The following is a 24274-nucleotide window of genomic DNA, read 5'->3' as shown; positions in this document are numbered from 1 at the left end:
GAATCACCAAGGAGGAAATGTATGCCTAAAGGCAAAATTATCAAAGCGTTAAGCGGGTTTTACTATTGTCTTGACGGTGACCGGACCATCCAGTGCCGCGGCCGCGGGGTATTCAGAAAAAACAAAATCACCCCGCTTGTCGGCGATGAAGTCGTGTATGATTACGAAAATGAACGTGAAGGCACAATTCAGGAAGTGCTCGAGAGAAAAAATGAGCTTGTCCGCCCCCCGATTGCCAACGTTGATCAGGCTATTTTAGTGTTTTCAGCAGTTGAGCCTGATTTCAGCCCTGTTCTGCTTGACCGTTTTCTCGTTCTGATTGAATCCAATGACATTGAACCTGTCATCTGCATCAGCAAAATGGATTTGATCAAGGATGAAAAACAGCGTCAGGAAATTGAAGAATATGCAGCGGATTACAGAAAAATCGGGTATGAGGTAATGCTCACTTCTACTCTCGAGGAAGACGGAATTACTGAACTGCGTCCGCTTCTGAACGGAAGGATATCCGTTTTTGCCGGACAGTCCGGTGTCGGAAAATCTTCGCTGCTGAATGTGCTGCGCCCTGAACTTTCACTGAAGACGAGCGGCATTTCGTCTCATTTGGGCAGGGGAAAACATACAACCCGCCACGTGGAGCTCATCCAGGTCGGAACCGGCCTTGTCGCTGATACCCCTGGTTTCAGTTCACTTGAGTTTATGAACATAGAAACAGAAGACCTTTCCTACTGTTTCCCTGAGATGCGCAATGTGAGCGGAAACTGCAAATTCAGAGCATGCACGCACATTTCAGAACCGAAATGCGCCGTGAAGGAAGCTGTTGAGAATGGCAGTATTCCTGCATACAGATATGAACATTATTTAAGTTTTATAGAAGAAATTAAAGACAGAAAGCCGAGGTACTGATCATGATTAAAATTGCACCTTCCATCCTTTCAGCAGACTTTTCAAAGCTTGGAGCGGAAATTGAGGATGTTGAAAGAGGCGGAGCGGATTATATTCATGTTGATGTGATGGATGGCCATTTTGTCCCGAATATCACGATCGGCCCGCTGATTGTGGAAGCGATCAGACCTGTGACAAAGCTGCCGCTTGATGTGCATTTGATGATTGAAAATCCGGATGCATACATCCCGGCATTTGCAAAAGCGGGTGCGGACATTATTTCTGTGCACGCTGAAGCATGCCCTCACCTGCACCGCACAATTCAGCTAATTAAATCAGAAGGCGTAAAAGCAGGTGTTGTGCTGAATCCTCATACACCTGCTGATATGATCAAGCATGTGATTGATGATGTGGATCTCGTCCTGCTGATGACAGTGAATCCCGGGTTTGGCGGGCAGTCTTTTATCCATGCTGTTCTTCCTAAAATAAAAGAAGTGGCTGACATGGTAAAAGAACGTGGCCTTCAAACAGAGATTGAAGTAGACGGCGGAGTAAACTCAGAAACAGCAAGATTGTGCATGGAAGCAGGAGCGAACGTTTTGGTTGCCGGCTCAGCTGTTTATAACCAGAGTGACCGCAAACGGGCGATTGATCAAATAAGAAACGCATAAGAACCGCCAAAAGCGGTTCTCTTTTTTTAGACTTATACCATAACATTATTATGTAAACAGGAGTGGTTATCAGTGAAGATTCACATTGTCGCAGGAGGTCCTGAAACGTATATTCCTTCATTAAAGGATTATCAAACGGAAGATGCAGTCTGGATTGGCGTTGACAGGGGAGTGATCTATCTGCAGCAGGCGGGCATTATACCGGACAGAGCGTTTGGAGACTTTGATTCTGTGACAGAAAAAGAGCTTAACACGCTGAACAGGTCGGCTGTGCATCTGGATCTTTTTCCTGCGGAAAAGGACCAGACAGACACTGAGATTGCCCTGGAATGGGCGGTGAAAATGAACCCTGAAGCCATCATCCTCTTCGGCTCGACTGGCGGCAGGCTTGACCACTTTCTTGCAAACACACAGCTTCTGGCACGTTATCCGGAAACGAACATCGAAATTATTGACCGTAAAAATCAGCTGTCTGTTTTCCTCCCCGGCACCCGCAGCGTGCATTCTGAGAGCAGATTTCCTTATATCTCGTTTCTGCCCGTGAGCCTGGAAGTAAGGGATATTACACTCGAGGGTTTTAAATATGCGCTTTCAGGCTGTCATATAAAGCTTGGATCGACACTATGTATTAGTAATGAACTTATTCGTCCATCCGGTACTTTTTCATTCAGCAGCGGCATATTAATGATGGTAAGAAGTACTGATGAATAACTTCAAACATGAAGGTTAACCACATAACCTGGGCATAACCGGTTTCTCACATGATGGGCTTCGCCCCAGCAGCAAACTGAACGAATGGCTGAGGAGGGAAAGTATGAAATTTTATACAATCAAGTTACCGAAGTTTTTAGGGGGCATTATCAGGGCAATGCTTGGGTCGATGAAGAAGGATTAATGAAGAGCGGATACGAGGTTTTGAAACTATAAAAAAAGCACCGCCATAGCGGTGCTTTTTTTATATGTTCCCTTATGGGAATCAAAAGCAGAACTTTTGATTATACACGCTCAACTTTACCGGATTTCAAAGCGCGAGCAGATACATATACGCGTTTTGGTTTGCCGTCTACTAAGATGCGTACTTTTTGAAGGTTAGCACCCCAAGTACGTTTTGAAGCGTTCATTGCGTGAGAACGTGAGTTTCCAGAACGTGTTTTTCTACCAGTGATTACGCATTTACGTGCCATCGTATTCCCTCCTAACTGCAAAAAACCTTTCCAATTCAAACATTACTAGTCTTGTTTGTCATGAGATACTTTAATAATTTATCACAACTCCTTTCTGAATGCAATACTTCTTGCTTTTGCTTTCAAGAATTTTTCCTTGACATACATGAATATTTCATGCTGAATAATACTATAGGGTAAGAGGTCCTTAAAGCTGTGCCGCAGAATAACTTTTAAAAATCGCCTGTATATAGTAAAATAGCTTTAGCCTATGCGAACAATTCCAAAGGGGGAACCATCATGTCCATCGAGATGAAAACAAAGTACGGACACATTGACATATCCAATGAAGTCATTGCAACGGTTGCTGGCGGTGCAGCCATTGACTGTTATGGCATTGTCGGAATGGCATCCAAAAACCAGATCAAAGACGGCATCACTGAAATTCTGAGAAAAGAAAACTTCAGCCGCGGTGTTATTGTCCGCCAGGAAGAAGATCATATCAATATTGATATGTACATTATCGTCAGCTACGGAACGAAAATCTCTGAAGTGGCACATAATGTTCAAACGAAAGTGAAGTACACACTGGATAAAACAGTCGGACTAGCTGTTGATTCAGTCAATATTTTTGTTCAGAGTGTTCGTGTAACGAACCCGTAGTAAGGAGGAAAAAGTCCGTGTCAATTACAACTTTAGATGGAAAACGTTTTGCAGAAATGATCTTGCAGGGGGCAGGCCACCTGTCAAACAATGCAGATTATGTCGATGCGCTGAACGTTTTTCCGGTTCCGGACGGAGATACCGGGACGAATATGAACCTTTCGATGACATCCGGAGCGAAAGAGGTTCAAAATCATGTATCTGAGCATATCGGCAAAGTCGGTACGGCCCTGTCAAAAGGCCTGCTGATGGGAGCCCGCGGAAATTCCGGGGTTATTCTTTCCCAGCTGTTCAGAGGATTCTCAAAAGCAATTGAATCAAAAAGCACGATTTCAGCAGCAGAATTTGCAGCTGCTCTTCAAGCTGGCGTCAACACAGCATATAAAGCGGTCATGAAGCCCGTTGAAGGAACGATTTTAACTGTAGCAAAAGATTCAGCCAAAAAAGCGGTTGATACAATGGAGTCAAATCCTGAGATCAGCATCGATCAATTGATGGAAGCTGTATTTGCAGAATCAAAGGCATCCCTCAAAAGAACCCCTGACCTGCTTCCAGTCCTTAAAGAGGTAGGAGTTGTCGACAGCGGCGGACAAGGCCTTGTCTTTGTATATGAAGGATTTCTTGCCGTGCTAAAAGGAGAGAAAGTGTCTTCTGCCAAAGTTGCAGCGTCCATGACGGACCTTGTGAGCGCAGAACACCACAAAAGCGTTGCATCCCACATCAATACAGAAGATATTGAATTTGGATACTGCACGGAATTTATGGTGCGCTTTGAAGATGATAAAGAGACTTTCAAAGAAGATGCGTTCAGACAGGATCTGAGTGAACATGGTGATTCCCTTCTGGTTATTGCAGATGATGAAATTGTAAAAGTACATATTCACGCAGAGTATCCGGGAAAAGTTCTGACATATGCCCAGAACTATGGCAGCCTGATCAATATGAAGATTGAGAATATGCGCCAGCAGCATACGAGTCTGCTTGACAGCGGGAACGCACCATCAAAGCCCGCTGAAAAGAAAGAAAAACAGCCTTACGGTATTGTGACTGTCACAATGGGCAAAGGAATTGCCGAGCTGTTCCGCAGCATCGGATCACACTCTGTCATTGAAGGCGGACAGACGATGAACCCGAGCACAGAAGACATCGTTCAGGCGATTAAAGATGTAAATGCTGAAACAGTGATCATTCTGCCGAATAACTCCAATATCGTGATGGCTGCTCAGCAGGCTGCGTCTGTCGTGGATGATAACGTCATCGTGATTCCGTCTAAAACCGTCCCTCAGGGAATGGCAGCACTGCTTGCATTTAATCCGTCTGCATCAGCTGAGGACAACGAAGAAGTCATGAAAGATGCACTTGGAACGGTTAAGACAGGTCAGATTACGTACGCAGTCCGCGATACAAATATTGACGGCCTTGATATTGAAAAAGGCGATTTCATGGGTATTGCAAACGGCAAGATTGTGACGAAAGACCGCAATCAGCTGGCATCTGCCAAAAAACTTCTTGATTCCATGATGACAGAAGACGACGAAATATTGACTGTCCTTCAGGGCGCCGATGCAGCCGATGATGAAATGAAGGAACTTGTTTCCTATATCGAGAGCAAATTTGAAGATGTGGAAGTAGAAGTCCATAAAGGGGAGCAGCCTCTTTATTCCTACATTTTTTCAATCGAATAAGCAGGAAGAAATAGAAGGGCGACCCCCTTCTATTTCTTATGTCCAAAATCAGGGTGCGATTTCGGTGATGATTCCGTTTTCTTAAGCTGTGTTTATCTGATAAACTATGAAGGAAACACACAGCAAGCATGAGACAACAGGCTATGCATGTTCAGGGGGGAGCATATGAAATACAGAAGTGTTTTTGATATTATCGGACCGATTATGATTGGTCCTTCAAGTTCCCATACAGCAGGGGCTGCAAGAATCGGGAGAGTAGCAAGAAGCTTATTTGGAAGAGAACCTGAATGGGCAGCCATTTCATTCTATGGTTCATTTGCAAAAACCTATAAGGGCCATGGGACGGATGTAGCGATCATCGGCGGCCTGCTTGATTTTGATACATTTGATGAGCGGATTAAAACGTCGCTTGACATCGCATCTGAAAAAGGGATGAAAGTGACATTTACTGAAGAAGAAGCGATTACAGATCATCCAAATACAGCCCGTGTGATTATCGGAGATGACCATGGCCAGCTGGAGCTTGTCGGCATTTCGATCGGCGGAGGGAAAATTGAAATTACAGAGCTGAACGGTTTTGAGCTTAAGCTCTCAGGCAACCATCCTGCCATTCTTGTGGTGCATAATGACCGTTTCGGTGCGATTGCAGCTGTAGCGAATGTGCTTGCAAAATACGCGATTAATATCGGCCATATGAATGTTGCCCGCAAGGAAAAAGGTAAGCTTGCGCTGATGACCATTGAAGTTGACCAGAATATTGACAGATCGGTACTGGATGAACTGAAAACACTGCCGAATATTCTTCAAGTGACAAAAATAGCAGATTAACCGTGATGCGATTGGGGGTAAAAAAATGTTTCGCAATGTAGCAGAACTAGTCGAACTTGCAGAAAGCAAAGGCGTTAAAATAGCGGAAATTATGATTCAGCAGGAAATGGAGATGACCGGAAGATCGCGGGAGCAGATTCTTCAAATGATGGACCAGAACTTGACGGTCATGGAACAGGCGGTTGAAAAGGGGCTCGCAGGAGTCAAATCCCATTCAGGACTGACAGGCGGCGACGCTGTTCTCATGAAGGCATACATCGAGAAAGGCAATTTTCTCTCAGGAGAATATATTCTTGATGCTGTCAGCAAGGCGGTCGCAACGAACGAAGTCAATGCAGCAATGGGAACGATCTGCGCCACACCTACAGCAGGATCTGCCGGTGTTGTTCCGGGGACTCTTTTTGCTGTGAAAAATAAATTAAACCCGAGCAGGCAGGAAATGATTGAATTCCTGTTTACATCAGGTGCTTTTGGATTCGTTGTCGCAAACAATGCATCCATTTCAGGCGCGGCCGGCGGATGCCAGGCTGAGGTTGGATCAGCATCAGGCATGGCCGCTGCTGCAATAACTGAGCTCGCCGGAGGGACTCCAAGCCAGGCTGCAGAAGCAATGGCCATTACCCTCAAAAATATGCTCGGGCTTGTGTGTGATCCTGTTGCGGGACTGGTTGAAGTTCCTTGCGTAAAAAGAAATGCCATGGGTGCTGCAAATGCCATGATTGCCGCCGATATGGCCCTTGCAGGCATCACAAGCCGCATACCTTGCGATGAAGTCATCGACGCGATGTTCAAAATCGGACAATCCATGCCGACATCTCTTAAAGAAACCGCACAGGGAGGTCTTGCCGCTACGCCGACAGGACGGGAGCTTGAAGCAAAAATCTTTGGGATATCACTTGATGAACGCAGTTAATCCGCTGCTGCAGCCTGTCAGTGCGGTCAAAGGAGTAGGTCCTGAATCCGCAGAGGTTCTGGGAAGCATGGGCATTCTGACGGTCATGGATTTAATTGAATATTTGCCATATCGTTATGAAGATTATCGCCTGAAAGACTTAGCGGACGTACAGCATGATGAGCGGGTGACAGTCGAAGGGAAGGTTCACAGCGAACCTTCTCTTGCCTTTTTCGGCAAAAAGAAATCACGGCTTACTGTAAGAATTTTAGTCGGAAACTACCTGATCAGCGCTGTCTTTTTTAACCAGCCTTATTATAAAAAGAAACTTGAACTCGGTTCGGTCGTTACGGTTACAGGAAAATGGGACAAACATCGTCAGACGATTACGGCCAATCAAATCGTCTTTGGCCCTCATGCAAAAGAACATGAGATTGAGCCGGTCTACTCCGTGAAAGAAAATATGACGGTCAAAACCATGAGGAAACTGATCAATCACGCGCTCACCCAATTTGGTCCGGAGATTCGCAATGTCATTCCTGAACAGCTGATGGAGGCATACAGGCTTCCCGCAAAAAAAGAAGCCATCCTGACCATGCATCACCCTCTTAAACATGAAGATCTGAAGCATGCAAGGCGGTATTTTGTGTATGAAGAGTTTCTCTTATTTCAGCTGAAAATGCAGGCGCTGAGAAAGTCTCAGCGTGAACAGTCAAAGGGAGTTTCCCACAGGATTGACGGGGAAAGACTGGACGGATTTATCGGGTCTCTTCCGTTTCCTTTGACGAATGCACAGCAGCGGGTGATTGACGAAATTCTGACGGATATGAAATCGGCTTACAGAATGAACCGCCTTCTCCAGGGAGATGTAGGTTCAGGCAAAACCGTCGTAGCGGCTATCGCGATGTATGCTGCCTATTTGTCCGGCTATCAGGCCGCCCTCATGGTTCCGACAGAGATCCTTGCTGAACAGCATGCCGAATCATTAACCGCGATTTTTTCAGGGTTCCCCGTTACGGCAGCCCTGCTTACAAGCTCTGTAAAAGGCAAAAAGAGACGGGAATTGCTTGCCCGGGTGGAGTCGGGGGAAATCCAGTTTCTTGTAGGCACGCATGCGCTGATCCAGGAGGATGTTCAATTTTCAAAGCTTGGTCTTGTGATAACAGATGAACAGCACCGGTTTGGGGTCGGCCAGCGGAAGGTGCTCCGCGAAAAAGGGGAAAACCCCGACGTGCTCTTTATGACGGCCACACCAATCCCGAGGACGCTCGCAATTACAGCCTTTGGCGAAATGGATGTGTCTGTCATTGATGAGCTTCCTGCCGGACGGAAAAAAATTGAAACCTACTGGGTCAAGCATGAGATGCTCGACCGTATTCTTAAATTTATCGATAAAGAGCTGATGGAAGGCAGGCAGGCCTATGTGATCTGTCCGCTTATTGAAGAATCGGATAAGCTTGATGTGCAGAATGCCATTGATGTCCACAGCACGCTTGTACATTATTACGGAGACAGGTGGAAGCTTGGACTTATGCATGGAAGACTTTCGAGTGCAGAAAAAGATGAAGTGATGAGAGAGTTCAGTGAGAATGCGGTTCAAATTCTCGTCTCCACAACCGTTGTAGAAGTTGGCGTAAACGTTCCAAATGCAACCGTTATGGTCATCTATGATGCAGAACGTTTTGGTCTGTCCCAGCTTCACCAGCTGAGAGGCCGGGTTGGCCGCGGAAGCGCCCAGTCCTATTGCATCCTGCTAGCGGATCCGAAATCTGAGACCGGAAAAGAAAGAATGAGGGTCATGACAGAAACAGCGGACGGCTTTGAACTGTCTGAAAAGGACCTTGAACTGAGAGGCCCCGGCGACTTTTTCGGAAGAAAACAAAGCGGAATGCCGGAATTTAAAGTGGCTGACATGGTCCATGACTACAGGGCTTTAGAAACGGCCAGAAACGATGCGGCAAAGCTTGTTCAGTCAGATGCTTTCTGGAAATCTGATGACTACAGGGAGCTTCGTGACTATGTATACGCATCAGGCATCATAAGCGGCGGAAAATTAGATTAAGAGATTTTGAGACAGAAGCAGATTGCAATCAGTCCTTGCAATCTGCTTTATTTGCTTATATACTACTATTAGTACCTAGTCTTAAGAGTGCGGACGGTGTTAGTGCAATGAGAAAATCCAAAAAAGAACGGCAGTCTCTGCTGAAGCAGACAATAAATGATACACCCTTTATTACCGATGAAGAACTGGCTGATAAATTTCAGGTCAGTATCCAGACGGTCAGGCTTGACCGCCTTGAACTTTCCATTCCTGAGCTAAGAGAACGGATAAAGCATGTGGCAGTAAAGCAGCTCGATGATGAAGTGAAATCTCTGCCCTTAGAAGAAGTGATCGGGGAGATTATTGATCTAGAGCTTGATTCTTCTGCGATATCGATTTTTGAAGTGAAAAAAGAGCATGTTTTCAGCCGCAATCAAATTGCCCGCGGGCATCACTTATTCGCCCAGGCCAATTCGCTTGCAGTGGCGGTCATTGATGACGAGCTTGCTCTTACAGCAAAGGCAAATATCCGTTTCACAAGGCAAGTAAAGGAAAAAGAAAGAGTTGTCGCAAAGGCAAAAGTCATCCATACAGATGAAGAAAAAGGCAGAACAACGGTAGAAGTCACAAGCTATGTAGGCAGTGAGCTTGTCTTTTCAGGAGAGTTTGATATGTACCGTTCAAAAACAACAAAAAAGGCAGGTTTCAGCAATGAAGATCGCAATTGATGCAATGGGAGGAGACAATGCTCCTAAAGCAATCGTAGAAGGCGCAATGAAAGCTGTCACTCTTTTCAGCGATATTGAAATAACACTTTACGGCAAAGAGCCTTTAATAAAAGAATATCTGACAAATCAAGAACGAATTTCGATCGTACATACAGATACGGTGATTGAAGCAACGGACGAGCCTGTAAGAGCCGTCCGCAGAAAGAAAGATGCCTCAATGGTGCTGATGGCGAACGCTGTCAAGGAAGGGGAGGCGGATGCATGCATTTCCGCCGGAAACACCGGTGCTTTAATGACTGCCGGGCTCTTCGTTGTAGGCCGGATCGAGGGGATTGAAAGGCCTGCACTTGCTCCTACGCTGCCAACCATTGAAGGAAACGGGTTTTTAATGCTTGATGTCGGCGCCAACGCTGATGCCAAACCTGAGCAGCTTTTGCAATATGCCATTATGGGCTCTATTTATGCAAACAAAGTAAGAGGGATTGAAAAGCCTCGTGTCGGCCTGCTGAATGTCGGCACGGAAGAAAAGAAGGGAAATGAGTTAACTAAAGCAGCTTACCAGCTGCTGAAAGGCTCAGACCTTCATTTTATCGGCAATGTAGAGGCAAGGGATTTGCTTGACGGCATCGCGGATGTTGTTGTAACAGACGGTTTCACCGGAAATGTTGCCCTCAAAACCATTGAGGGGACGGCACTTTCTGTGTTCAAAATGCTGAAATCAGCTCTGACAAGCAATCTTAAGTCAAAGCTTGCCGCAGCTGTTCTGAAACCAAAGCTTAAAGTCATTAAAGGGAAATTGGATTATTCCGAATATGGCGGTGCGGGGCTGTTCGGTTTAAAAGCGCCGGTGATCAAAGCACACGGCTCATCAGATCCGAACGCCGTCTATAACGCCATCCGCCAGGCGCGGGAAATGGTCAGCAACGATGTAACAGGCACGATTAGACACTCAGTTGAAAAGTCGGCCGATAACTAAATGCATGAGGGGGAGATTATCATGAGTAAATTGGCGTTTATTTTTCCCGGTCAGGGTTCGCAGTCTGTCGGTATGGGGAAAGATGTGCATGATCAGTCAGAAGCTGCCCGGTCCATTTTTGAAGCGGCAGATGAAAAACTCGGCATGAAGCTTTCAGAAATCATGTTTGAAGGGCCGCAGGAAACACTGACACTTACGTACAACGCTCAGCCGGCACTTCTGACGGCAAGTACAGCGATCCTGTCAAAATTCAGAGAAAGCGGTATTTCACCTGATTATGTAGCCGGGCACAGTCTCGGAGAGTATTCAGCTTTGGTTGCAAGCGGCGTGATGTCCTTTGAGGATGCGGTTTACGCTGTGAGAAAGCGCGGGGAGTATATGAATGAAGCCGTGCCTGCAGGCATAGGAGCTATGGCTGCAATCATGGGCATGGAAGCGGAAGCCCTGAAAAGCGTGACTGAAGAGGTAACGGCATCAGGATTTTCTGTCCAGCTTGCGAATTTAAACTGCCCGGGCCAGATTGTGATCTCGGGGACAGCAGAAGGCGTTGAAAAGGCATCGGCACTTGCTAAAGAAAAAGGTGCCAAACGCGCTATTCCGCTTGATGTAAGCGGTCCGTTTCACTCGGAACTTATGAAGCCTGCTGCTGAAAAATTTGCAGGTGTTTTAGAGGAACTTGAGATAAACGATGCGGCCATTCCTGCTGTTGCCAATGTAACCGCCAAGCCTGTTGCAGACAAAAATGAGATTAAGCGTTTATTAGTTGAACAATTATATTCACCTGTCAGATGGGAAGAATCAGTGAAAGAAATGATTGATCAGGGTGTAACGGTATTTGTAGAAATCGGCCCTGGAAAGGTTCTTTCCGGTCTTGTGAAAAAAATCGACAGGAGTGCAGAAGTGATAGCTGTTTCAGACATGGCATCATTTGAAGCAGCCGTTCAAAAACTGAAGGAGGTTCAGTTATGACAGAGGGTAAAACAGCACTCGTTACCGGTGCATCAAGAGGCATCGGCCGGGCCATCGCACTTGAACTTGCACGGAACGGGGTAAATGTAGCGGTCAACTATGCCGGAAGCGAAGCTAAGGCAAATGAGGTCGTTGACGAAATTAAAGCTCTTGGAAGAGAAGCGTTTGCTGTACAGGCAGATGTCAGTGACAGTGACTCAGTATCAGCGATGGTAAAAGAAACGGTTGAGCGTTTTGGCAGACTGGACATTTTAATCAATAATGCCGGCATCACGAAAGACAACCTTTTAATGAGAATGAAAGATTCCGAATGGGATGATGTTATTAACATTAATCTAAAAGGGGTTTTCCTCACGACAAAAGCTGTTACCCGTCAAATGATGAAGCAGCGATACGGCAGAATCATCAACATTGCTTCCATTGTCGGCGTCAGCGGAAATCCGGGTCAGGCAAACTACGTAGCAGCAAAAGCGGGTGTAATCGGCCTTACAAAAACGGCTGCCAAAGAGCTGTCTTCACGGAATATTACGGTGAATGCGATTGCTCCAGGGTTTATTACGACTGATATGACGGATAAACTGACAGAAGATGTGAAAAATGAAATGCTGAAGCAGATCCCTCTTGCAAGATTCGGCGAAGCTTCAGACATCGCGCACACTGCCGTGTTTCTTGCTTCAGAAAAAAGCAGCTACATCACTGGGCAGACAATTCATGTAGACGGCGGCATGGTCATGTAAAAAAACATGTTCCACATGCTCTGCAATCATTGATTTCGGCTAGTTTTTTAAAAGGATATACACTATAATACTTTGAGGGGAGGTGAAATGTTATGGCAGAAGTACTTGAACGCGTAACGAAAATTATCGTTGACCGTCTTGGTGTTGATGAAGCAGAAGTGAAAATGGAAGCTTCTTTCAAGGACGATCTTGGCGCTGATTCCCTGGATGTTGTAGAACTTGTTATGGAACTTGAAGATGAGTTCGACATGGAAATTTCTGATGAAGATGCAGAAAAGATTGCAACGGTGGGCGACGCTGTGAACTACATACAAAGTCAACAGTAATGTTGCAAATAAAGCCCCGTTATAAGGCGGGGCTTTATCCCATTTTGAAAAGATCAAGTTAGATGCTGTTGTTTAAGTGATGGAGGTTATTATGCCGAAGATGAATTACAGAGAGAGAAGATCGTTTGTCAAAAAAGCAGAATTCAAACAATTTCAGGAGCAAATTGGCCATACGTTTCAAAATGAAAAATTATTGTACCAAGCCTTCACACATTCATCCTATGTGAATGAGCATCGCAAAAAGCCGTATGAAGACAATGAACGGCTGGAGTTTTTAGGAGACGCTGTACTTGAACTGACGATTTCCCAGTTTTTATTCAAGAAATATCCGACAATGAGCGAAGGAGATCTCACAAAGGTCAGAGCTGCGATCGTCTGTGAACCGTCCCTTGTCGCATTTGCAAACGAGCTTTCATTCGGTAAGCTTGTGCTTCTTGGAAAAGGGGAAGAAATGACAGGCGGAAGAGCAAGACCTGCATTGCTTGCAGATGTTTTTGAAGCCTTTATCGGTGCACTGTATCTGGATTCAGGTCTTGAGCCTGTGGTTCATTTCCTCGAAAAATGCGTTTTCCCTAAAATAAATGATGGTGCTTTTTCTCATGTGATGGATTTTAAAAGCCAGCTGCAGGAATTTGTCCAGCGGGACAGCAAAGGATCCCTTGAGTACAAAATTCTTCAGGAAAAAGGACCTGCCCACAACAGAGAGTTCGTTGCAACTGTTTCGTTAAATAGCGAGATCCTTGGAACAGGCAGCGGAAAATCAAAAAAAGCGGCCGAGCAGCACGCGGCACAGGAAGCCTTGACAAAACTGAAGCCGCTTTAATGGATAAACCCCCGAATACAAGGGGGTTCTCTTTATGTACAGCGATTTTCTGCAGGGAGCAGGTCCATTTGCATATGTTTTTAAACCTGCCGGGCAGAAATTATGATAGAATATGGATGATTTTATAGAATAGTAGGGAGGATCCATAATGTTCCTCAAACGTTTGGATATAGTAGGATTTAAGTCATTCGCTGAACGCGTGAATGTCGATTTTGTAAAAGGTGTCACAGCTGTTGTCGGACCAAACGGCAGCGGGAAAAGCAATATAACGGATGCCATCAGATGGGTGCTTGGAGAACAGTCGGCCAAATCTCTCCGCGGAACGAAAATGGAAGATATCATATTTGCCGGAAGCGACTCAAGAAAAGGCGTCAACATGGCGGAAGTAACGCTGACTCTTGATAACGGAGACCAGTTTTTGCCGATCGACTATCATGAGGTTTCTGTTACGAGAAGAGTGTACAGATCCGGCGAAAGTGAGTTTTCAATAAACAATCAGACTTGCCGTCTGAAGGATATTGTCGACCTTTTTATGGATTCCGGGCTCGGAAAAGAAGCTTTTTCAATCATCAGCCAGGGAAAAGTAGAAGAAATTTTAAGCAGCAAAGCAGAAGAACGCCGCAGTATCTTTGAAGAAGCAGCAGGCGTCCTTAAATATAAAACGAGAAAGAAAAAAGCCGAATACAAATTGGCTGAAACACAGGAAAACCTGAACCGGGTCCAGGATATTCTCCATGAGCTTGAAGGGCAGGTAGAGCCCCTTAAAATCCAGGCTTCGATCGCGAAAGACTATTTGGAGAAAAAAGAAGAACTCGAGCAGTTTGAAGTAGCTTTGACCGTCTATGAAATTGAGGAACTTCACCACAAATGGGAAGCTCTTTCAAAAGCAGTAGAAGACGGAAAACGGAAAGAAAGCAGCCTTTATGCCGCCGTTCAGAAAAAAGAGGCGGATATTGAGCAGGTCAGAGACCGGGCTCAGGCGCTTGATGAATCCATCAATGATCTTCAGCAGGTGCTCCTTCTTGCAAGTGAAGACCTTGAAAAGCTGGAAGGCAGAAAAGAAGTTCTGAAAGAACGGAAAAAAAACGCAAGCCAGAACAAATCCCAGCTTCAGCATGCGGTCAAAGAAGCATCAGAACGCATTGATGTGCTCGAAAAGGAAAAAGAAGAACAGTCGCGCACGCTTAAAGCTCTGCAGTCTGAAGTGGCAGACCTTAAAGAACAGCTTCAGCAGAAACAGTCTCTACTGTCCTCCTTTGATCAGAACATGGAAGAAAAGATTGAATCGCTTAAAAGTGAATACTTTGACCTTTTAAATGCAGAAGCCCAGGCGAAAAATGAAATCACATACATAAATGAGCAGATTGAGCAGCAGGCAAGAAAGACCGGCCGCCTGAAAGAAGCCAATCAAAAGTATTTGAGCGAGAGAAGCGAAACGGAAGAGAAGAAACGTAAACTTGAGGCCAGGCTTTCTCTTCTTGAAGCAGATCTGGATGAGCAAATTAAAACGTTCAGAACCGCCCAGACAAGCCTTGAGCATAAAAAAGCAGCCTATCAAAAGAGGGAAACGGCTCTTTACCAGGCATATCAGTATCTGCAGCAGACGAAATCGCGCAAGGAAATGCTCGAATCCATGCAGGAAGATTATGCAGGATTTTTCCAGGGAGTAAAAGAGATCCTGAAACGCAGGAATGACCTTGAAGGCATTCACGGTGCCATTGCCGAGCTTATCTCAACGGATAAACTCTATGAAACGGCCATTGAAATTGCTCTCGGCGGCGCAGCCCAGCATGTTGTCGTAGAGAACGAACAGGCGGCAAGAACCGCTATCGCGTATTTGAAGAAACATGCGTTTGGACGGGCAACATTTCTTCCGCTCACGGTTATGAAGGAAAGGACCATATCTGCACATGATCTGCAGACACTTCAGAGCCATCCTGCATTTAAAGGAATTGCCTCTGATTTGACCGAGTATGATTCTGTTTACCGGAAAGCGGTATTAAACCTACTTGGAACGGTCATTGTGACAGAAGATCTCAAGGGAGCAAACGAACTGGCGCGTCTTTTAAACTACCGTTTCAGGTTTGTAACCCTCGGGGGAGATGTTGTGAATCCCGGCGGCTCGATGACGGGCGGCGCAGTCAAGCAGAAAAACAATTCTCTTCTCAGCAGAAGCCGTGAACTCGAAACAATCGAAAAACAGTTCAGCGAAATGTCCGATAAGACAAGTCAGCTTGAACAAGAGGTCAAATCACTGAAACTGTCCATATCAGAAGGTGAAAAGAACCTTGAATCTCTCAGGGAAAAAGGTGAACAGCTCCGCATGGATACAGGGGCTGTGAGGTCAGACCTGAAAGAGATAGAAATGATGGAGAAAAATGTTAACAGCCATCTTTCCCTTTATGATGCAGAAAAAGAATCATATCAGGAAGAAAAGGCCAGAATGGTAAAACGCAAGGAAGAACTGACTCTCCGGCTTGAAAAGGATGACAGCAAAAAAAGAGAGCTTGATCAGCTTATTGCTGAACTGAGCGCCAAAAAATCAAGTCAGCAAATGTCCAAGGAAGAAGTTCAGTCGGACATAACAGATGTAAAAGTAGTGCTGGCCGGCAAAAAGCAGGCGCTTGAAAATCAGCTCGGCCTTGCTGAACGGACAGAGCAGGAATTGCTCGCGCAGCAGAAAAAATACCGCGAAGCAAAGGAAGACCTGGAATTTCTTCAGGATGAAATGAATTCTGATTTTTCCGGGGAAGAAAAACTCGAGCAAACAGCACAAGAAAAGCGGGAAGATAAAAATAAAACGATTGAACTTATCTCTGTGAGAAGAAGTCAGCGTCTGAAGCTTCAGGATCAGCTTGAAACAGCAGAAAAAGAAGTCAAAGAACTGAACAGGCAGTACAAACAGCTGTCAGAGCTGCTGAAGGATGAGGAAGTGAAGCTGAACCGTTACGATGTGGAGCTTGATAACAGGCTCAATCATCTTCGCGAAGAGTATCTTCTTTCGTTTGAAGCGGCAAAAGAAAAGTATGAGCTTCAGACAGATGCTGCAGAAGCGAGAAAACGGGTCAAGCTGATCAAGCTTGCGATTGAAGAACTGGGCACTGTTAACCTTGGCGCCATCGATGAATATGAGAGAGTGTCCGAACGCTATCATTTCCTGACAGACCAGCGCAACGACCTTCAGGAGGCAAAAGATACGCTTCATCAGGTAATCGGCGAGATGGATGAAGAAATGAAAAAGAGATTCCACACGACCTTCACTCAGATCAGGTCACACTTTGAATCTGTTTTTCAGGCTCTTTTTGGAGGAGGCCGGGCGGAGCTCAGGCTTACAAATCCGGATGATCTGCTGAATACCGGAGTGGATATTGTCGCTCAGCCTCCGGGCAAAAAGCTGCAGAACCTGGGCCTCCTGTCCGGCGGAGAGCGGGCTCTTACAGCCATCGCCCTACTGTTCTCGATTTTAAAGGTGAGACCAGTTCCGTTCTGTGTGCTCGATGAGGTCGAAGCAGCCCTTGATGAGGCCAATGTGCACAGATTTTCGCAGTATCTTAAAAAATTCAGCCAGGATACACAGTTTATCGTGATTACACACAGAAAAGGCACTATGGAAGATGCAGATGTACTATACGGCGTAACGATGCAGGAATCAGGCGTGTCCAAGATGGTTTCAGTCCGCCTGGAGGAAACGAAAGAATTTGCCGAATCAAGATGAGAGGATGAAGCTTAAGTGAGTTTCTTTAAAAAGTTAAAAGATAAATTTACACAGCAGCAGGAGCCTGATGCTTCACCGGAAAAGTTTAAAGAAGGGCTGACGAAAACGAGAGTATCATTTTCAGAACGCGTCAATAACCTCGTTGCCCGCTACCGCAAAGTAGATGAAGAGTTTTTCGAAGAGCTTGAGGAAGTCCTGATTGGCGCGGATGTAGGCGTAGCGACAGTGATGGACCTTATAGATGAGCTGAAGATGGAAGTAAAGCGCCGGAATATTCAGGACTCAAAAGATGTAAGATCGGTGATTTCTGAAAAGCTTGTTGAGATTTATGAAGGAGAAGAGGAAGAGTCTCCAAAGCTTGACATTCAGGAAGGGCGCCTTAATGTGATTCTGTTTGTCGGCGTAAACGGAGTCGGCAAAACGACTTCCATCGGCAAGCTTGCCCACAGACTGAAGCAGGAAGGCAAATCAGTTCTGCTTGCAGCAGGAGATACATTCCGTGCAGGCGCAATTGAGCAGCTGGAAGTATGGGGAGAGCGTGCGGGAGTGGATGTGATTAAGCAATCCGCAGGATCAGACCCTGCAGCCGTCATGTTTGATGCTGTTCAGGCGGCAAAAGCAAGAAAAACGGACGTGCTGATCTGCGATACAGCAGGACGCCTGCAAAACAAGGTCAATCTCATGAACGAGCTCGAAAAAGTAAAACGGGTCATCGAGCGCGAAATCCCGGGTGCTCCGCACGAGGTTCTCCTCGCTCTTGATGCGACTACAGGCCAGAATGCCATGGTCCAGGCAAAGCAATTCTCCCAGGCGACAAATGTCACAGGCATCGTGCTTACAAAGCTTGACGGAACGGCAAAAGGCGGCATCGTCCTTGCCATCCGCAATGAGCTAAGCATCCCTGTAAAACTTGTCGGCTTAGGCGAAAAAATGGACGATCTCCAGGAATTTGACGCAGAACAGTACGTTTACGGCCTGTTTGCGGATCTTGTGGAAGAAGCATAAAAACATGAAAACCGCTCTCTTTTTCTGATGAAGAAGGGGGCGGTTTTTTTGTTGGGAAAAAAAGATGATGGCGGCTAGCGGATTTGGAAGTCAGCTGGGATTTTTCAAGTAAACCATGGATAGCGGCAAGTAAGGGGACTGGTTTTTCAAGTAAACAAAGAAGAAATTCAAGTATACCTTCTAATGAGGAAAGTAAATATAAAATTCAGGGTCTCTGTTAAGGAAGCTTCCAGGGCGATTCCGCTTTTCTGGTGTCCAGCTGCGCCTCCTAGTCCTTCTGTCAGAACAAAATCACCGAAAAAGTCAAACCCGGACTTTTCCGGTGATTTCTTATCTGACTGCCAGGCCTGAACAGTCGGCTCCGCTTTTCGTGGTGAGCTCCATCAGCCAACTCCTCTGCCAGAACAAAATCGCCCAAAAAGGCAAGCCCGGCCTTTCTGGTCGATTTCTTATCTGTCTATCGGAGCTAAATGGCTGATTCCGCTTTTCTGGTGTCCAGCTCCATCGCTCATCTCCTCTGCCAGAACAAATCCGGCAAAAAAGTCAAACCCGGACTTTTCTGCCGGATTCTTATCTGACTCCCGGAGCTAAACGAGCGATTCCGCTTTTCGCGTTGTCCAGCTCCGCCTCCTAGTCCTTCTGTCAGAACAAAATCACCGAAAAAGTCAAACCCGGACTTTTCCGGTGATTTCTTATCTGACTGCCAGGCCTGAACAGTCGGCTCCGCTTTTCGTGGTGTCCAGCTCCATCAGCCAACTCCTCTGCCAGAACAAAATCGCCCAAAAAGGCAAGCCCGGCCTTTCTGGTCGATTTCTTATCTGTCTATCGGAGCTAAACGGCTGATTCCGCTTTTCTGGCAGTCAAGAAAAAAACTTGACATCCCCCTTTTGAAAATGTAAACTAATGACTTGTAAAGGCAATTCCCTTAACAAAGGAGAGAAGCTTAGTGATGCTTGAAAAGACAACGAGAGTGAATTACTTGTTTGATTTTTATCAATCGTTGTTAACACCAAAGCAAAAGAGCTATATGTCGCTTTATTATCTGGATGATTACTCCTTGGGTGAAATTGCTGAAGAGTATGACATCAGCCGCCAGGCCGTCTATGATAACATTAAACGGACTGAGGCGATGCTCGAACAATATGAAGAAAAATTATTGCTTTTTGAAAAATTTCAAAAGCGGCAGCAGCTGATTGAACAGCTGAAAACAGCAGTGGTGAACATGGACGGAAACGAACACGTTTTATCGCTTGTTGAATCGCTTGAGAAATTAGATTAGGAGGCGGCATGTATGGCATTTGAAGGATTAGCCGACCGACTGCAGAATACAATCGCAAAAATCCGCGGCAAAGGCAAAGTGTCGGAGTCTGATGTTAAAGAAATGATGCGCGAAGTGCGTCTTGCATTGCTTGAAGCGGACGTTAACTTCAAAGTCGTAAAAGATTTTGTTAAAAAAGTAAGCGAACGGTCTGTCGGGCAGGAAGTCATGACAAGCCTTACGCCCGGCCAGCAGGTCATTAAAGTTGTTAAAGAAGAACTGACTGCATTAATGGGCGGTGAGCAGAGCAAAATTGCTGTTGCCAACCGGCCGCCGACTGTCATTATGATGGTAGGTCTGCAGGGGGCAGGTAAAACGACGACAACCGGAAAGCTTGCCAACCTTCTGCGCAAAAAGCATAACCGCAAGCCATTGCTTGTTGCAGCCGATATTTACCGTCCTGCAGCAATCAAGCAGCTTGAAACGCTTGGAAAACAGCTGAATATGCCTGTTTTCTCACTTGGGGATCAGGTAAGTCCTGTTGAGATTGCCAAACAGGCAATTGAACACGCCAAAAAAGAGCATCATGATTATGTTCTGATTGATACGGCGGGACGCCTGCACATTGACGAAACCTTAATGGACGAGCTTAAGCAGGTAAAAGAATTATCAAAACCTGATGAGATTTTCCTTGTGGTAGATGCCATGACAGGTCAGGATGCTGTCAATGTTGCCCAAAGCTTCAACGAGCAGCTTGGACTTACGGGTGTTGTTCTAACGAAGCTTGACGGCGATACGCGGGGCGGAGCGGCGCTTTCCATCCGTTCTGTCACTCAGACGCCAATCAAGTTTGTCGGTCTTGGAGAGAAGCTCGATGCCATTGAGGCATTTCATCCGGAGCGCATGGCTTCCCGGATTCTCGGAATGGGCGATGTGCTGACTCTTATCGAAAAGGCTCAGGCAAACGTAGATGAAACGAAAGCGAAAGAACTCGAGCAGAAAATGAGAACCGCTTCGTTTACATTTGACGATTTTCTTGAACAGCTTGGTCAGGTCCGCAGCATGGGACCGCTTGATGAGCTCCTCGGCATGCTTCCGGGAGCAAATAAAATCAAAGGCCTGAAAAATGCCCAAGTCGATGAAAAGCAGATCGGCTCTGTTGAGGCAATCATCCGTTCGATGACGAAGGAAGAAAAACAGCATCCTGAAATCATCAACTCAGGCAGACGCAAGCGTATTGCCAAAGGAAGCGGGACAACCGTGCCTGAAGTGAACCGCCTGCTTAAGCAGTTTGAGGACATGAAAAAGATGATGAAGCAGATGACAACCATGTCAAAAGGCAAGAAAAAAGGCGGAATGAAGTTTCCGTTCATGTAACAATTTTTAGGTGTTAAGAAAAAACACTTTACAAAGTGGTTTTTCACTGATATCATACTATCTTGTTGAAATATTTTCGGAGGTGCTATTTAAAATGGCAGTAAAAATTCGTTTAAAACGCATGGGAGCTAATAAATCTCCTTTCTATCGTATCGTAGTTGCAGACTCTCGTTCTCCTCGTGACGGACGTTTCATCGAAACAGTTGGAACGTACAACCCGGTTGCAAACCCTGCAATCGTTGAGATCAATGAAGAGCTTGCTCTTAAGTGGATGCAAAATGGTGCAAAACCATCTGACACAGTCCGCAACTTGTTCTCAAACCAAGGCATTATGGAAAAATTCCATAACGCTAAGCACAGCAAATAAGGGCTGCTTCAATGATAGAGTTAATCGAGTCGATCGTTAAGCCGCTTGTTGACCATCCTGAAGATGTGTCTGTTGTAGAAAATGAACGTGAACATCAAATTGTCTACGAATTAACCTTACATCAAGATGATATCGGCAAGGTAATCGGAAAGCACGGACGGATAGCGAAAGCGATTCGGACTGTTGTTTATGCAGCAGGATCCAGCTCTAAAAAGAGAGTTCAGCTTGAAATTAATGATTAAGAAAAAAGGGAGGATCAGCCTTCCTTTTTTTTGTACAATAAAAGAGAAGAATGGCTGAACAAAAGCTGACGGAGGAATGAAGATGGAGATCTTCCAGACGGTAACGGTCAAACAGATCCTGACAGCAGCAAGCAAAGAGCAGCTTATGAAAACATTTAAACAAACGAAACAGCAGCTTGAAAGGGAAATTGATCAGCTTTCCTTTCAATTGAAGAAAAAAGAAAAAACCATTCAGACGGAAGAGATGAGAAAACAGTATCAGCGCGAGATCTCAAGAAGGATGGACAAAATAAAAATAGCTGACTTTCAGCTGCAGCAGCTTGAAACTCTCCCTCTCGGAAGCGAAATGAAAGAAAAAGAAATGAATGCACTTGTCGATATTAACGTCGGCGACCGCTGGGATGAGCTTGTGAAAGAAAGAACCATCGTAATAAAAGACGGCATCGTCGTCGAAATACGCTAGAGGTGAACATATGGCAGAGAAATGGTTTAATGTAGGAAAAATCGTCAATACTCATGGAGTAAAGGGAGAGGTCAGAGTACTATCGACAACTGATTTCCCGGAAGAACGCTATAAGGCGGGAAACGTTCTCTACTTATTTAAAGAGGAACAAGCAACACCTGATGAGGTAACAGTCAAATCTCACCGGTTCCATAAAACGTTCAATTTGCTTACGTTTGAAGACCATCCTTCTATTAATGATGTCGAGAAATATAAAAACTCCGTGATCAAAGTGCCGGAAAGCCAGCTTGCAGATCTTGAAGAAGGCGAATATTATTTCCACGAAATTATCGGCTGCACCGTTGTAACGGATGAAGGCGCAGAAATCGGCACCGTCAAAGAAATTCTCGAAACGGGTGCAAATGATGTCTGGATCATCAAGCGAAAAGGGAAAAAGGATGCGCTGATCCCTTTTATTGATGATGTGGTAAAAGAAATCGATCCTGAAGAAAAGCGCATTGTGATTTCACTGATGGAAGGACTTATTGAAGAATGAGAATAGACTTTTTAACGCTTTTTCCTGAAATGTTCCACGGAGTCATCGGAAACTCCATTTTAAAAAAAGCGGAAGAAAAAGGCGCCGTCCAGTTTAATGTGACAAATTTCAGAGAGTTTTCAGATCACAAGCATGCAACCGTTGATGATTATCCGTATGGCGGAGGTGCGGGCATGGTTTTAAAGCCGCAGCCGATTTTTGATGCGGTTGAAGCGATTAAACAGGAAAGCTCTGCTCCTAAAGTAATCCTTGTGTGTCCGCAGGGAGAAACCTACACCCAGAAAAAAGCGGAAGAGCTTGCAAAGGAAGATCATCTTGTGTTCATTTGCGGACATTATGAAGGCTATGACGAGCGGATAAGAGAACACCTTGTGACAGATGAGATTTCAATTGGAGATTTTATTCTGACGGGCGGAGAACTTGCTTCCATGGTGATCGCTGACAGTGTCGTAAGGCTTCTTCCCGACGTGCTTGGGAATGAAGACTCTCCTGTCCTTGATTCGTTCAGCACAGGCCTGCTTGAGCATCCTCACTACACGAGGCCTTCTGACTTCAGGGGATTGAAGGTGCCTGATGTACTGATATCTGGCAATCATGCCAAAATTGAAGAATGGCGGGAAAAAGAATCCCTCCGAAGAACGTTTGAGAGAAGACCGGATCTTCTTGAATCATACACTTTGTCAGATAAGCAGAAAAAGTGGATCGATGAATTTAAAAAACAATAATTGAAGTATTGCATGCGTCCGGGCAATATGATATGATGTTTCTTGTGATTTGGTTGCCTATAAAGGTTTTTTCCTTGATAGGTGCCGCGCACTAAAACGGTGTTCCGCTGCATGAAATGTTTTGTAATGAACATCTGTTGGAAGGAGTTGAAAACGATGCAAAAACTAATTGAAGATATCACTAAAGAACAATTAAGATCTGATCTTCCTGCGTTCCGTCCTGGAGACACTGTCCGTGTACACGTGAAAGTTGTTGAGGGAACTCGCGAGCGTATTCAGATTTTTGAAGGTGTTGTCATTAAGCGTCGTGGTGGCGGAATCAGCGAAACGTTCACGGTTCGCAAGATTTCTTACGGAGTAGGCGTTGAGCGTACATTCCCTGTTCACACACCGAAAATCGCACAGTTAGAAGTAATCCGTCGCGGTAAAGTACGCCGTGCGAAACTTTACTACTTGCGCGAACTACGCGGTAAAGCGGCTCGTATTAAAGAAATTCGATAATTGCAGCAGAAAGGGCTTGTTTACTATGAACAAGCCCTTTTTTCATCATTTAAAAAATAACATGACTGCAAATATAGCTGTCATCCTATACTATAAACAAACAAGCAGCCTACAATAAAGTGTATGAGAAGGTGAATTCAAAGCATGACTCGAAAAAAGAGCGAGTTGTTTGAATGGATTAAAGCACTTGCTGTCGCCGTAATACTCGCAGCCGTTATCCGTTATTTCCTTTTTGCCCCGATTGTCGTTGACGGACTTTCAATGATGCCGACCCTGCATGATCAGGACCGGATGATTGTCAACAAAATCGGCTACAAAATTGGTGATCCAGAGCGGTTTGACATCGTTGTCTTTCACGCAACGGAAGAGAAGGATTATATCAAGAGAGTCATAGGACTTCCCGGTGACCGGATTGAATACAAAGATGATACACTTTATATTAATGGAAAGGCCTACGCGGAGCCTTACCTTGAAGAATACAAGAACACACTGATAGACGGACCGCTTACAGAGCCATTTACAGTGGAAAAGGTCCCTGAAGGACAGCTATTTGTTATGGGCGATAACCGCCGCTACAGCAAAGACAGCCGCCATATCGGACCGGTTTCAAAAGACGAGGTAATGGGTCAGACAAGCCTGATTTACTGGCCTCTGAACGATATCCGTTTTGTCAAGTAAGGAATAAGAGCAGGTGGTAAG

At 45.4% G+C, this 24274-nt stretch carries 27 protein-coding genes; 26 read left to right on the top strand and 1 reads right to left on the bottom strand.

What is annotated here, in order from left to right; genetic code table 11:
* Positions 1-21: 21 nt before the first annotated feature.
* The 4 genes from rsgA (at position 22) to spoVM (ending at position 2451) form a co-directional block, all read left to right on the top strand.
* On the top strand, positions 22-906 hold the full coding sequence (gene rsgA, locus RKD52_RS12630; RefSeq protein WP_369733027.1) for a ribosome small subunit-dependent GTPase A: 885 nt from the start codon (positions 22-24) through the stop codon (positions 904-906).
* Positions 907-908: 2 nt separating this feature from the next.
* Positions 909-1556: a ribulose-phosphate 3-epimerase gene (gene rpe / locus RKD52_RS12625; RefSeq protein WP_454099985.1), complete on the top strand. Its 648-nt coding sequence runs from the start codon at positions 909-911 to the stop codon at positions 1554-1556.
* A 72-nt stretch (positions 1557-1628) separates the two neighbouring features.
* Positions 1629-2267 carry a thiamine diphosphokinase gene (locus RKD52_RS12620; RefSeq protein WP_454099984.1) on the top strand — a complete coding sequence of 213 codons (639 nt, stop codon included), beginning with the start codon at positions 1629-1631 and terminating at the stop codon, positions 2265-2267.
* Between the two features lie 103 nt (positions 2268-2370).
* Positions 2371-2451, top strand: a complete 81-nt coding sequence (gene spoVM, locus RKD52_RS12615; protein ID WP_035206513.1) for a stage V sporulation protein SpoVM — start codon at positions 2371-2373, stop codon at positions 2449-2451.
* A gap of 100 nt (positions 2452-2551) precedes the next feature.
* Here the strand turns inward: spoVM and rpmB are convergent, their stop codons facing one another.
* Positions 2552-2740 (bottom strand): 50S ribosomal protein L28, encoded by a 189-nt coding sequence (gene rpmB / locus RKD52_RS12610; RefSeq protein ID WP_029281412.1) that lies wholly within the window; start codon positions 2738-2740, stop codon positions 2552-2554.
* A 279-nt stretch (positions 2741-3019) separates the two neighbouring features.
* Here rpmB and RKD52_RS12605 point away from each other — a divergent pair, with 279 nt between their 5' ends.
* The 22 genes from RKD52_RS12605 (at position 3020) to lepB (ending at position 24253) form a co-directional block, all read left to right on the top strand.
* A complete protein-coding gene (locus tag RKD52_RS12605; protein WP_029281411.1) occupies positions 3020-3382 on the top strand; it encodes an Asp23/Gls24 family envelope stress response protein in 363 nt (120 codons plus the stop codon).
* A gap of 17 nt (positions 3383-3399) precedes the next feature.
* Positions 3400-5067: a DAK2 domain-containing protein gene (locus RKD52_RS12600; protein WP_454099983.1), complete on the top strand. Its 1668-nt coding sequence runs from the start codon at positions 3400-3402 to the stop codon at positions 5065-5067.
* Between the two features lie 165 nt (positions 5068-5232).
* The gene (sdaAB, locus tag RKD52_RS12595) at positions 5233-5895 is read left to right on the top strand and encodes an L-serine ammonia-lyase, iron-sulfur-dependent subunit beta (RefSeq protein WP_454099982.1); all 663 of its coding nucleotides are present in this window, start codon (positions 5233-5235) and stop codon (positions 5893-5895) included.
* Between the two features lie 25 nt (positions 5896-5920).
* A complete protein-coding gene (gene sdaAA, locus RKD52_RS12590) occupies positions 5921-6808 on the top strand; it encodes an L-serine ammonia-lyase, iron-sulfur-dependent, subunit alpha (RefSeq protein ID WP_454099981.1) in 888 nt (295 codons plus the stop codon).
* Positions 6795-8849: an ATP-dependent DNA helicase RecG gene (gene recG, locus RKD52_RS12585; protein ID WP_454099980.1), complete on the top strand. Its 2055-nt coding sequence runs from the start codon at positions 6795-6797 to the stop codon at positions 8847-8849. The genes sdaAA and recG overlap by 14 nt, the downstream gene beginning before the upstream one ends.
* Before the next feature lie 107 nt (positions 8850-8956).
* On the top strand, positions 8957-9556 hold the full coding sequence (gene fapR, locus RKD52_RS12580) for a transcription factor FapR (protein WP_029281403.1): 600 nt from the start codon (positions 8957-8959) through the stop codon (positions 9554-9556).
* The gene (gene plsX / locus RKD52_RS12575) at positions 9540-10532 is read left to right on the top strand and encodes a phosphate acyltransferase PlsX (protein ID WP_454099979.1); all 993 of its coding nucleotides are present in this window, start codon (positions 9540-9542) and stop codon (positions 10530-10532) included. Before fapR ends, plsX begins: the two co-directional genes overlap by 17 nt.
* A 21-nt stretch (positions 10533-10553) precedes the next feature.
* Entirely contained in the window at positions 10554-11501 is a 948-nt protein-coding gene (gene fabD, locus RKD52_RS12570) for an ACP S-malonyltransferase (protein ID WP_454099978.1), read from the top strand.
* Positions 11498-12238 (top strand): 3-oxoacyl-[acyl-carrier-protein] reductase, encoded by a 741-nt coding sequence (gene fabG / locus RKD52_RS12565; RefSeq protein WP_369733036.1) that lies wholly within the window; start codon positions 11498-11500, stop codon positions 12236-12238. Before fabD ends, fabG begins: the two co-directional genes overlap by 4 nt.
* A 92-nt stretch (positions 12239-12330) precedes the next feature.
* Positions 12331-12564 (top strand): acyl carrier protein, encoded by a 234-nt coding sequence (gene acpP, locus RKD52_RS12560; RefSeq protein ID WP_029281395.1) that lies wholly within the window; start codon positions 12331-12333, stop codon positions 12562-12564.
* Between the two features lie 91 nt (positions 12565-12655).
* A complete protein-coding gene (rnc, locus tag RKD52_RS12555) occupies positions 12656-13387 on the top strand; it encodes a ribonuclease III (RefSeq protein WP_454099977.1) in 732 nt (243 codons plus the stop codon).
* Between the two features lie 148 nt (positions 13388-13535).
* Positions 13536-17102, top strand: a complete 3567-nt coding sequence (gene smc, locus RKD52_RS12550; protein ID WP_454099976.1) for a chromosome segregation protein SMC — start codon at positions 13536-13538, stop codon at positions 17100-17102.
* A 15-nt stretch (positions 17103-17117) separates the two neighbouring features.
* Entirely contained in the window at positions 17118-18107 is a 990-nt protein-coding gene (ftsY, locus tag RKD52_RS12545; RefSeq protein WP_454099975.1) for a signal recognition particle-docking protein FtsY, read from the top strand.
* A gap of 946 nt (positions 18108-19053) precedes the next feature.
* Positions 19054-19386, top strand: coding sequence for a putative DNA-binding protein (locus tag RKD52_RS12540; protein ID WP_454099974.1), 333 nt, complete (start codon positions 19054-19056; stop codon positions 19384-19386).
* Positions 19387-19398: 12 nt separating this feature from the next.
* Positions 19399-20742, top strand: a complete 1344-nt coding sequence (gene ffh / locus RKD52_RS12535) for a signal recognition particle protein (protein ID WP_454099973.1) — start codon at positions 19399-19401, stop codon at positions 20740-20742.
* A 94-nt stretch (positions 20743-20836) separates the two neighbouring features.
* Positions 20837-21109 (top strand): 30S ribosomal protein S16, encoded by a 273-nt coding sequence (gene rpsP, locus RKD52_RS12530; protein ID WP_029281384.1) that lies wholly within the window; start codon positions 20837-20839, stop codon positions 21107-21109.
* Positions 21110-21120: 11 nt separating this feature from the next.
* Positions 21121-21351 (top strand): KH domain-containing protein, encoded by a 231-nt coding sequence (locus RKD52_RS12525; protein WP_029281383.1) that lies wholly within the window; start codon positions 21121-21123, stop codon positions 21349-21351.
* An 82-nt stretch (positions 21352-21433) separates the two neighbouring features.
* Entirely contained in the window at positions 21434-21814 is a 381-nt protein-coding gene (locus tag RKD52_RS12520; RefSeq protein ID WP_320154307.1) for a YlqD family protein, read from the top strand.
* A 10-nt stretch (positions 21815-21824) separates the two neighbouring features.
* Complete coding sequence (rimM, locus tag RKD52_RS12515) at positions 21825-22349, top strand: ribosome maturation factor RimM (protein WP_454099972.1); 525 nt, start codon at positions 21825-21827, stop codon at positions 22347-22349.
* Complete coding sequence (gene trmD / locus RKD52_RS12510; RefSeq protein ID WP_454099971.1) at positions 22346-23074, top strand: tRNA (guanosine(37)-N1)-methyltransferase TrmD; 729 nt, start codon at positions 22346-22348, stop codon at positions 23072-23074. Before rimM ends, trmD begins: the two co-directional genes overlap by 4 nt.
* A 156-nt stretch (positions 23075-23230) precedes the next feature.
* Complete coding sequence (gene rplS / locus RKD52_RS12505) at positions 23231-23575, top strand: 50S ribosomal protein L19 (protein WP_029281375.1); 345 nt, start codon at positions 23231-23233, stop codon at positions 23573-23575.
* Between the two features lie 144 nt (positions 23576-23719).
* Positions 23720-24253: a signal peptidase I gene (gene lepB, locus RKD52_RS12500; protein WP_426864685.1), complete on the top strand. Its 534-nt coding sequence runs from the start codon at positions 23720-23722 to the stop codon at positions 24251-24253.
* Positions 24254-24274: the final 21 nt, after the last annotated feature.

Source organism: Metabacillus sp. SLBN-84, from assembly GCF_053629595.1.
The sequence above is the reverse complement of the archived record's forward strand: the minus strand, read 5'-3'. Positions and strand labels throughout refer to the sequence as shown.

What these genes read in the sequence shown, in the direction of transcription:
- rplS (WP_029281375.1), top strand. Translation starts at nt 23,231, where the DNA reads ATGCAAAAACTAATTGAAGATATCACTAAAGAACAATTAAGATCTGAT.
- fapR (WP_029281403.1), top strand. Translation starts at nt 8,957, where the DNA reads ATGAGAAAATCCAAAAAAGAACGGCAGTCTCTGCTGAAGCAGACAATA.
- rpsP (WP_029281384.1), top strand. Translation starts at nt 20,837, where the DNA reads ATGGCAGTAAAAATTCGTTTAAAACGCATGGGAGCTAATAAATCTCCT.
- plsX (WP_454099979.1), top strand. Translation starts at nt 9,540, where the DNA reads ATGAAGATCGCAATTGATGCAATGGGAGGAGACAATGCTCCTAAAGCA.
- sdaAA (WP_454099981.1), top strand. Translation starts at nt 5,921, where the DNA reads ATGTTTCGCAATGTAGCAGAACTAGTCGAACTTGCAGAAAGCAAAGGC.
- spoVM (WP_035206513.1), top strand. Translation starts at nt 2,371, where the DNA reads ATGAAATTTTATACAATCAAGTTACCGAAGTTTTTAGGGGGCATTATC.
- trmD (WP_454099971.1), top strand. Translation starts at nt 22,346, where the DNA reads ATGAGAATAGACTTTTTAACGCTTTTTCCTGAAATGTTCCACGGAGTC.
- rimM (WP_454099972.1), top strand. Translation starts at nt 21,825, where the DNA reads ATGGCAGAGAAATGGTTTAATGTAGGAAAAATCGTCAATACTCATGGA.
- rpe (WP_454099985.1), top strand. Translation starts at nt 909, where the DNA reads ATGATTAAAATTGCACCTTCCATCCTTTCAGCAGACTTTTCAAAGCTT.
- acpP (WP_029281395.1), top strand. Translation starts at nt 12,331, where the DNA reads ATGGCAGAAGTACTTGAACGCGTAACGAAAATTATCGTTGACCGTCTT.
- rsgA (WP_369733027.1), top strand. Translation starts at nt 22, where the DNA reads ATGCCTAAAGGCAAAATTATCAAAGCGTTAAGCGGGTTTTACTATTGT.
- RKD52_RS12520 (WP_320154307.1), top strand. Translation starts at nt 21,434, where the DNA reads ATGGAGATCTTCCAGACGGTAACGGTCAAACAGATCCTGACAGCAGCA.
- rpmB (WP_029281412.1), bottom strand. Translation starts at nt 2,740, where the DNA reads ATGGCACGTAAATGCGTAATCACTGGTAGAAAAACACGTTCTGGAAAC.
- sdaAB (WP_454099982.1), top strand. Translation starts at nt 5,233, where the DNA reads ATGAAATACAGAAGTGTTTTTGATATTATCGGACCGATTATGATTGGT.
- ffh (WP_454099973.1), top strand. Translation starts at nt 19,399, where the DNA reads ATGGCATTTGAAGGATTAGCCGACCGACTGCAGAATACAATCGCAAAA.
- rnc (WP_454099977.1), top strand. Translation starts at nt 12,656, where the DNA reads ATGCCGAAGATGAATTACAGAGAGAGAAGATCGTTTGTCAAAAAAGCA.
- lepB (WP_426864685.1), top strand. Translation starts at nt 23,720, where the DNA reads ATGACTCGAAAAAAGAGCGAGTTGTTTGAATGGATTAAAGCACTTGCT.
- fabG (WP_369733036.1), top strand. Translation starts at nt 11,498, where the DNA reads ATGACAGAGGGTAAAACAGCACTCGTTACCGGTGCATCAAGAGGCATC.
- smc (WP_454099976.1), top strand. Translation starts at nt 13,536, where the DNA reads ATGTTCCTCAAACGTTTGGATATAGTAGGATTTAAGTCATTCGCTGAA.
- RKD52_RS12605 (WP_029281411.1), top strand. Translation starts at nt 3,020, where the DNA reads ATGTCCATCGAGATGAAAACAAAGTACGGACACATTGACATATCCAAT.
- recG (WP_454099980.1), top strand. Translation starts at nt 6,795, where the DNA reads ATGAACGCAGTTAATCCGCTGCTGCAGCCTGTCAGTGCGGTCAAAGGA.
- RKD52_RS12525 (WP_029281383.1), top strand. Translation starts at nt 21,121, where the DNA reads ATGATAGAGTTAATCGAGTCGATCGTTAAGCCGCTTGTTGACCATCCT.
- fabD (WP_454099978.1), top strand. Translation starts at nt 10,554, where the DNA reads ATGAGTAAATTGGCGTTTATTTTTCCCGGTCAGGGTTCGCAGTCTGTC.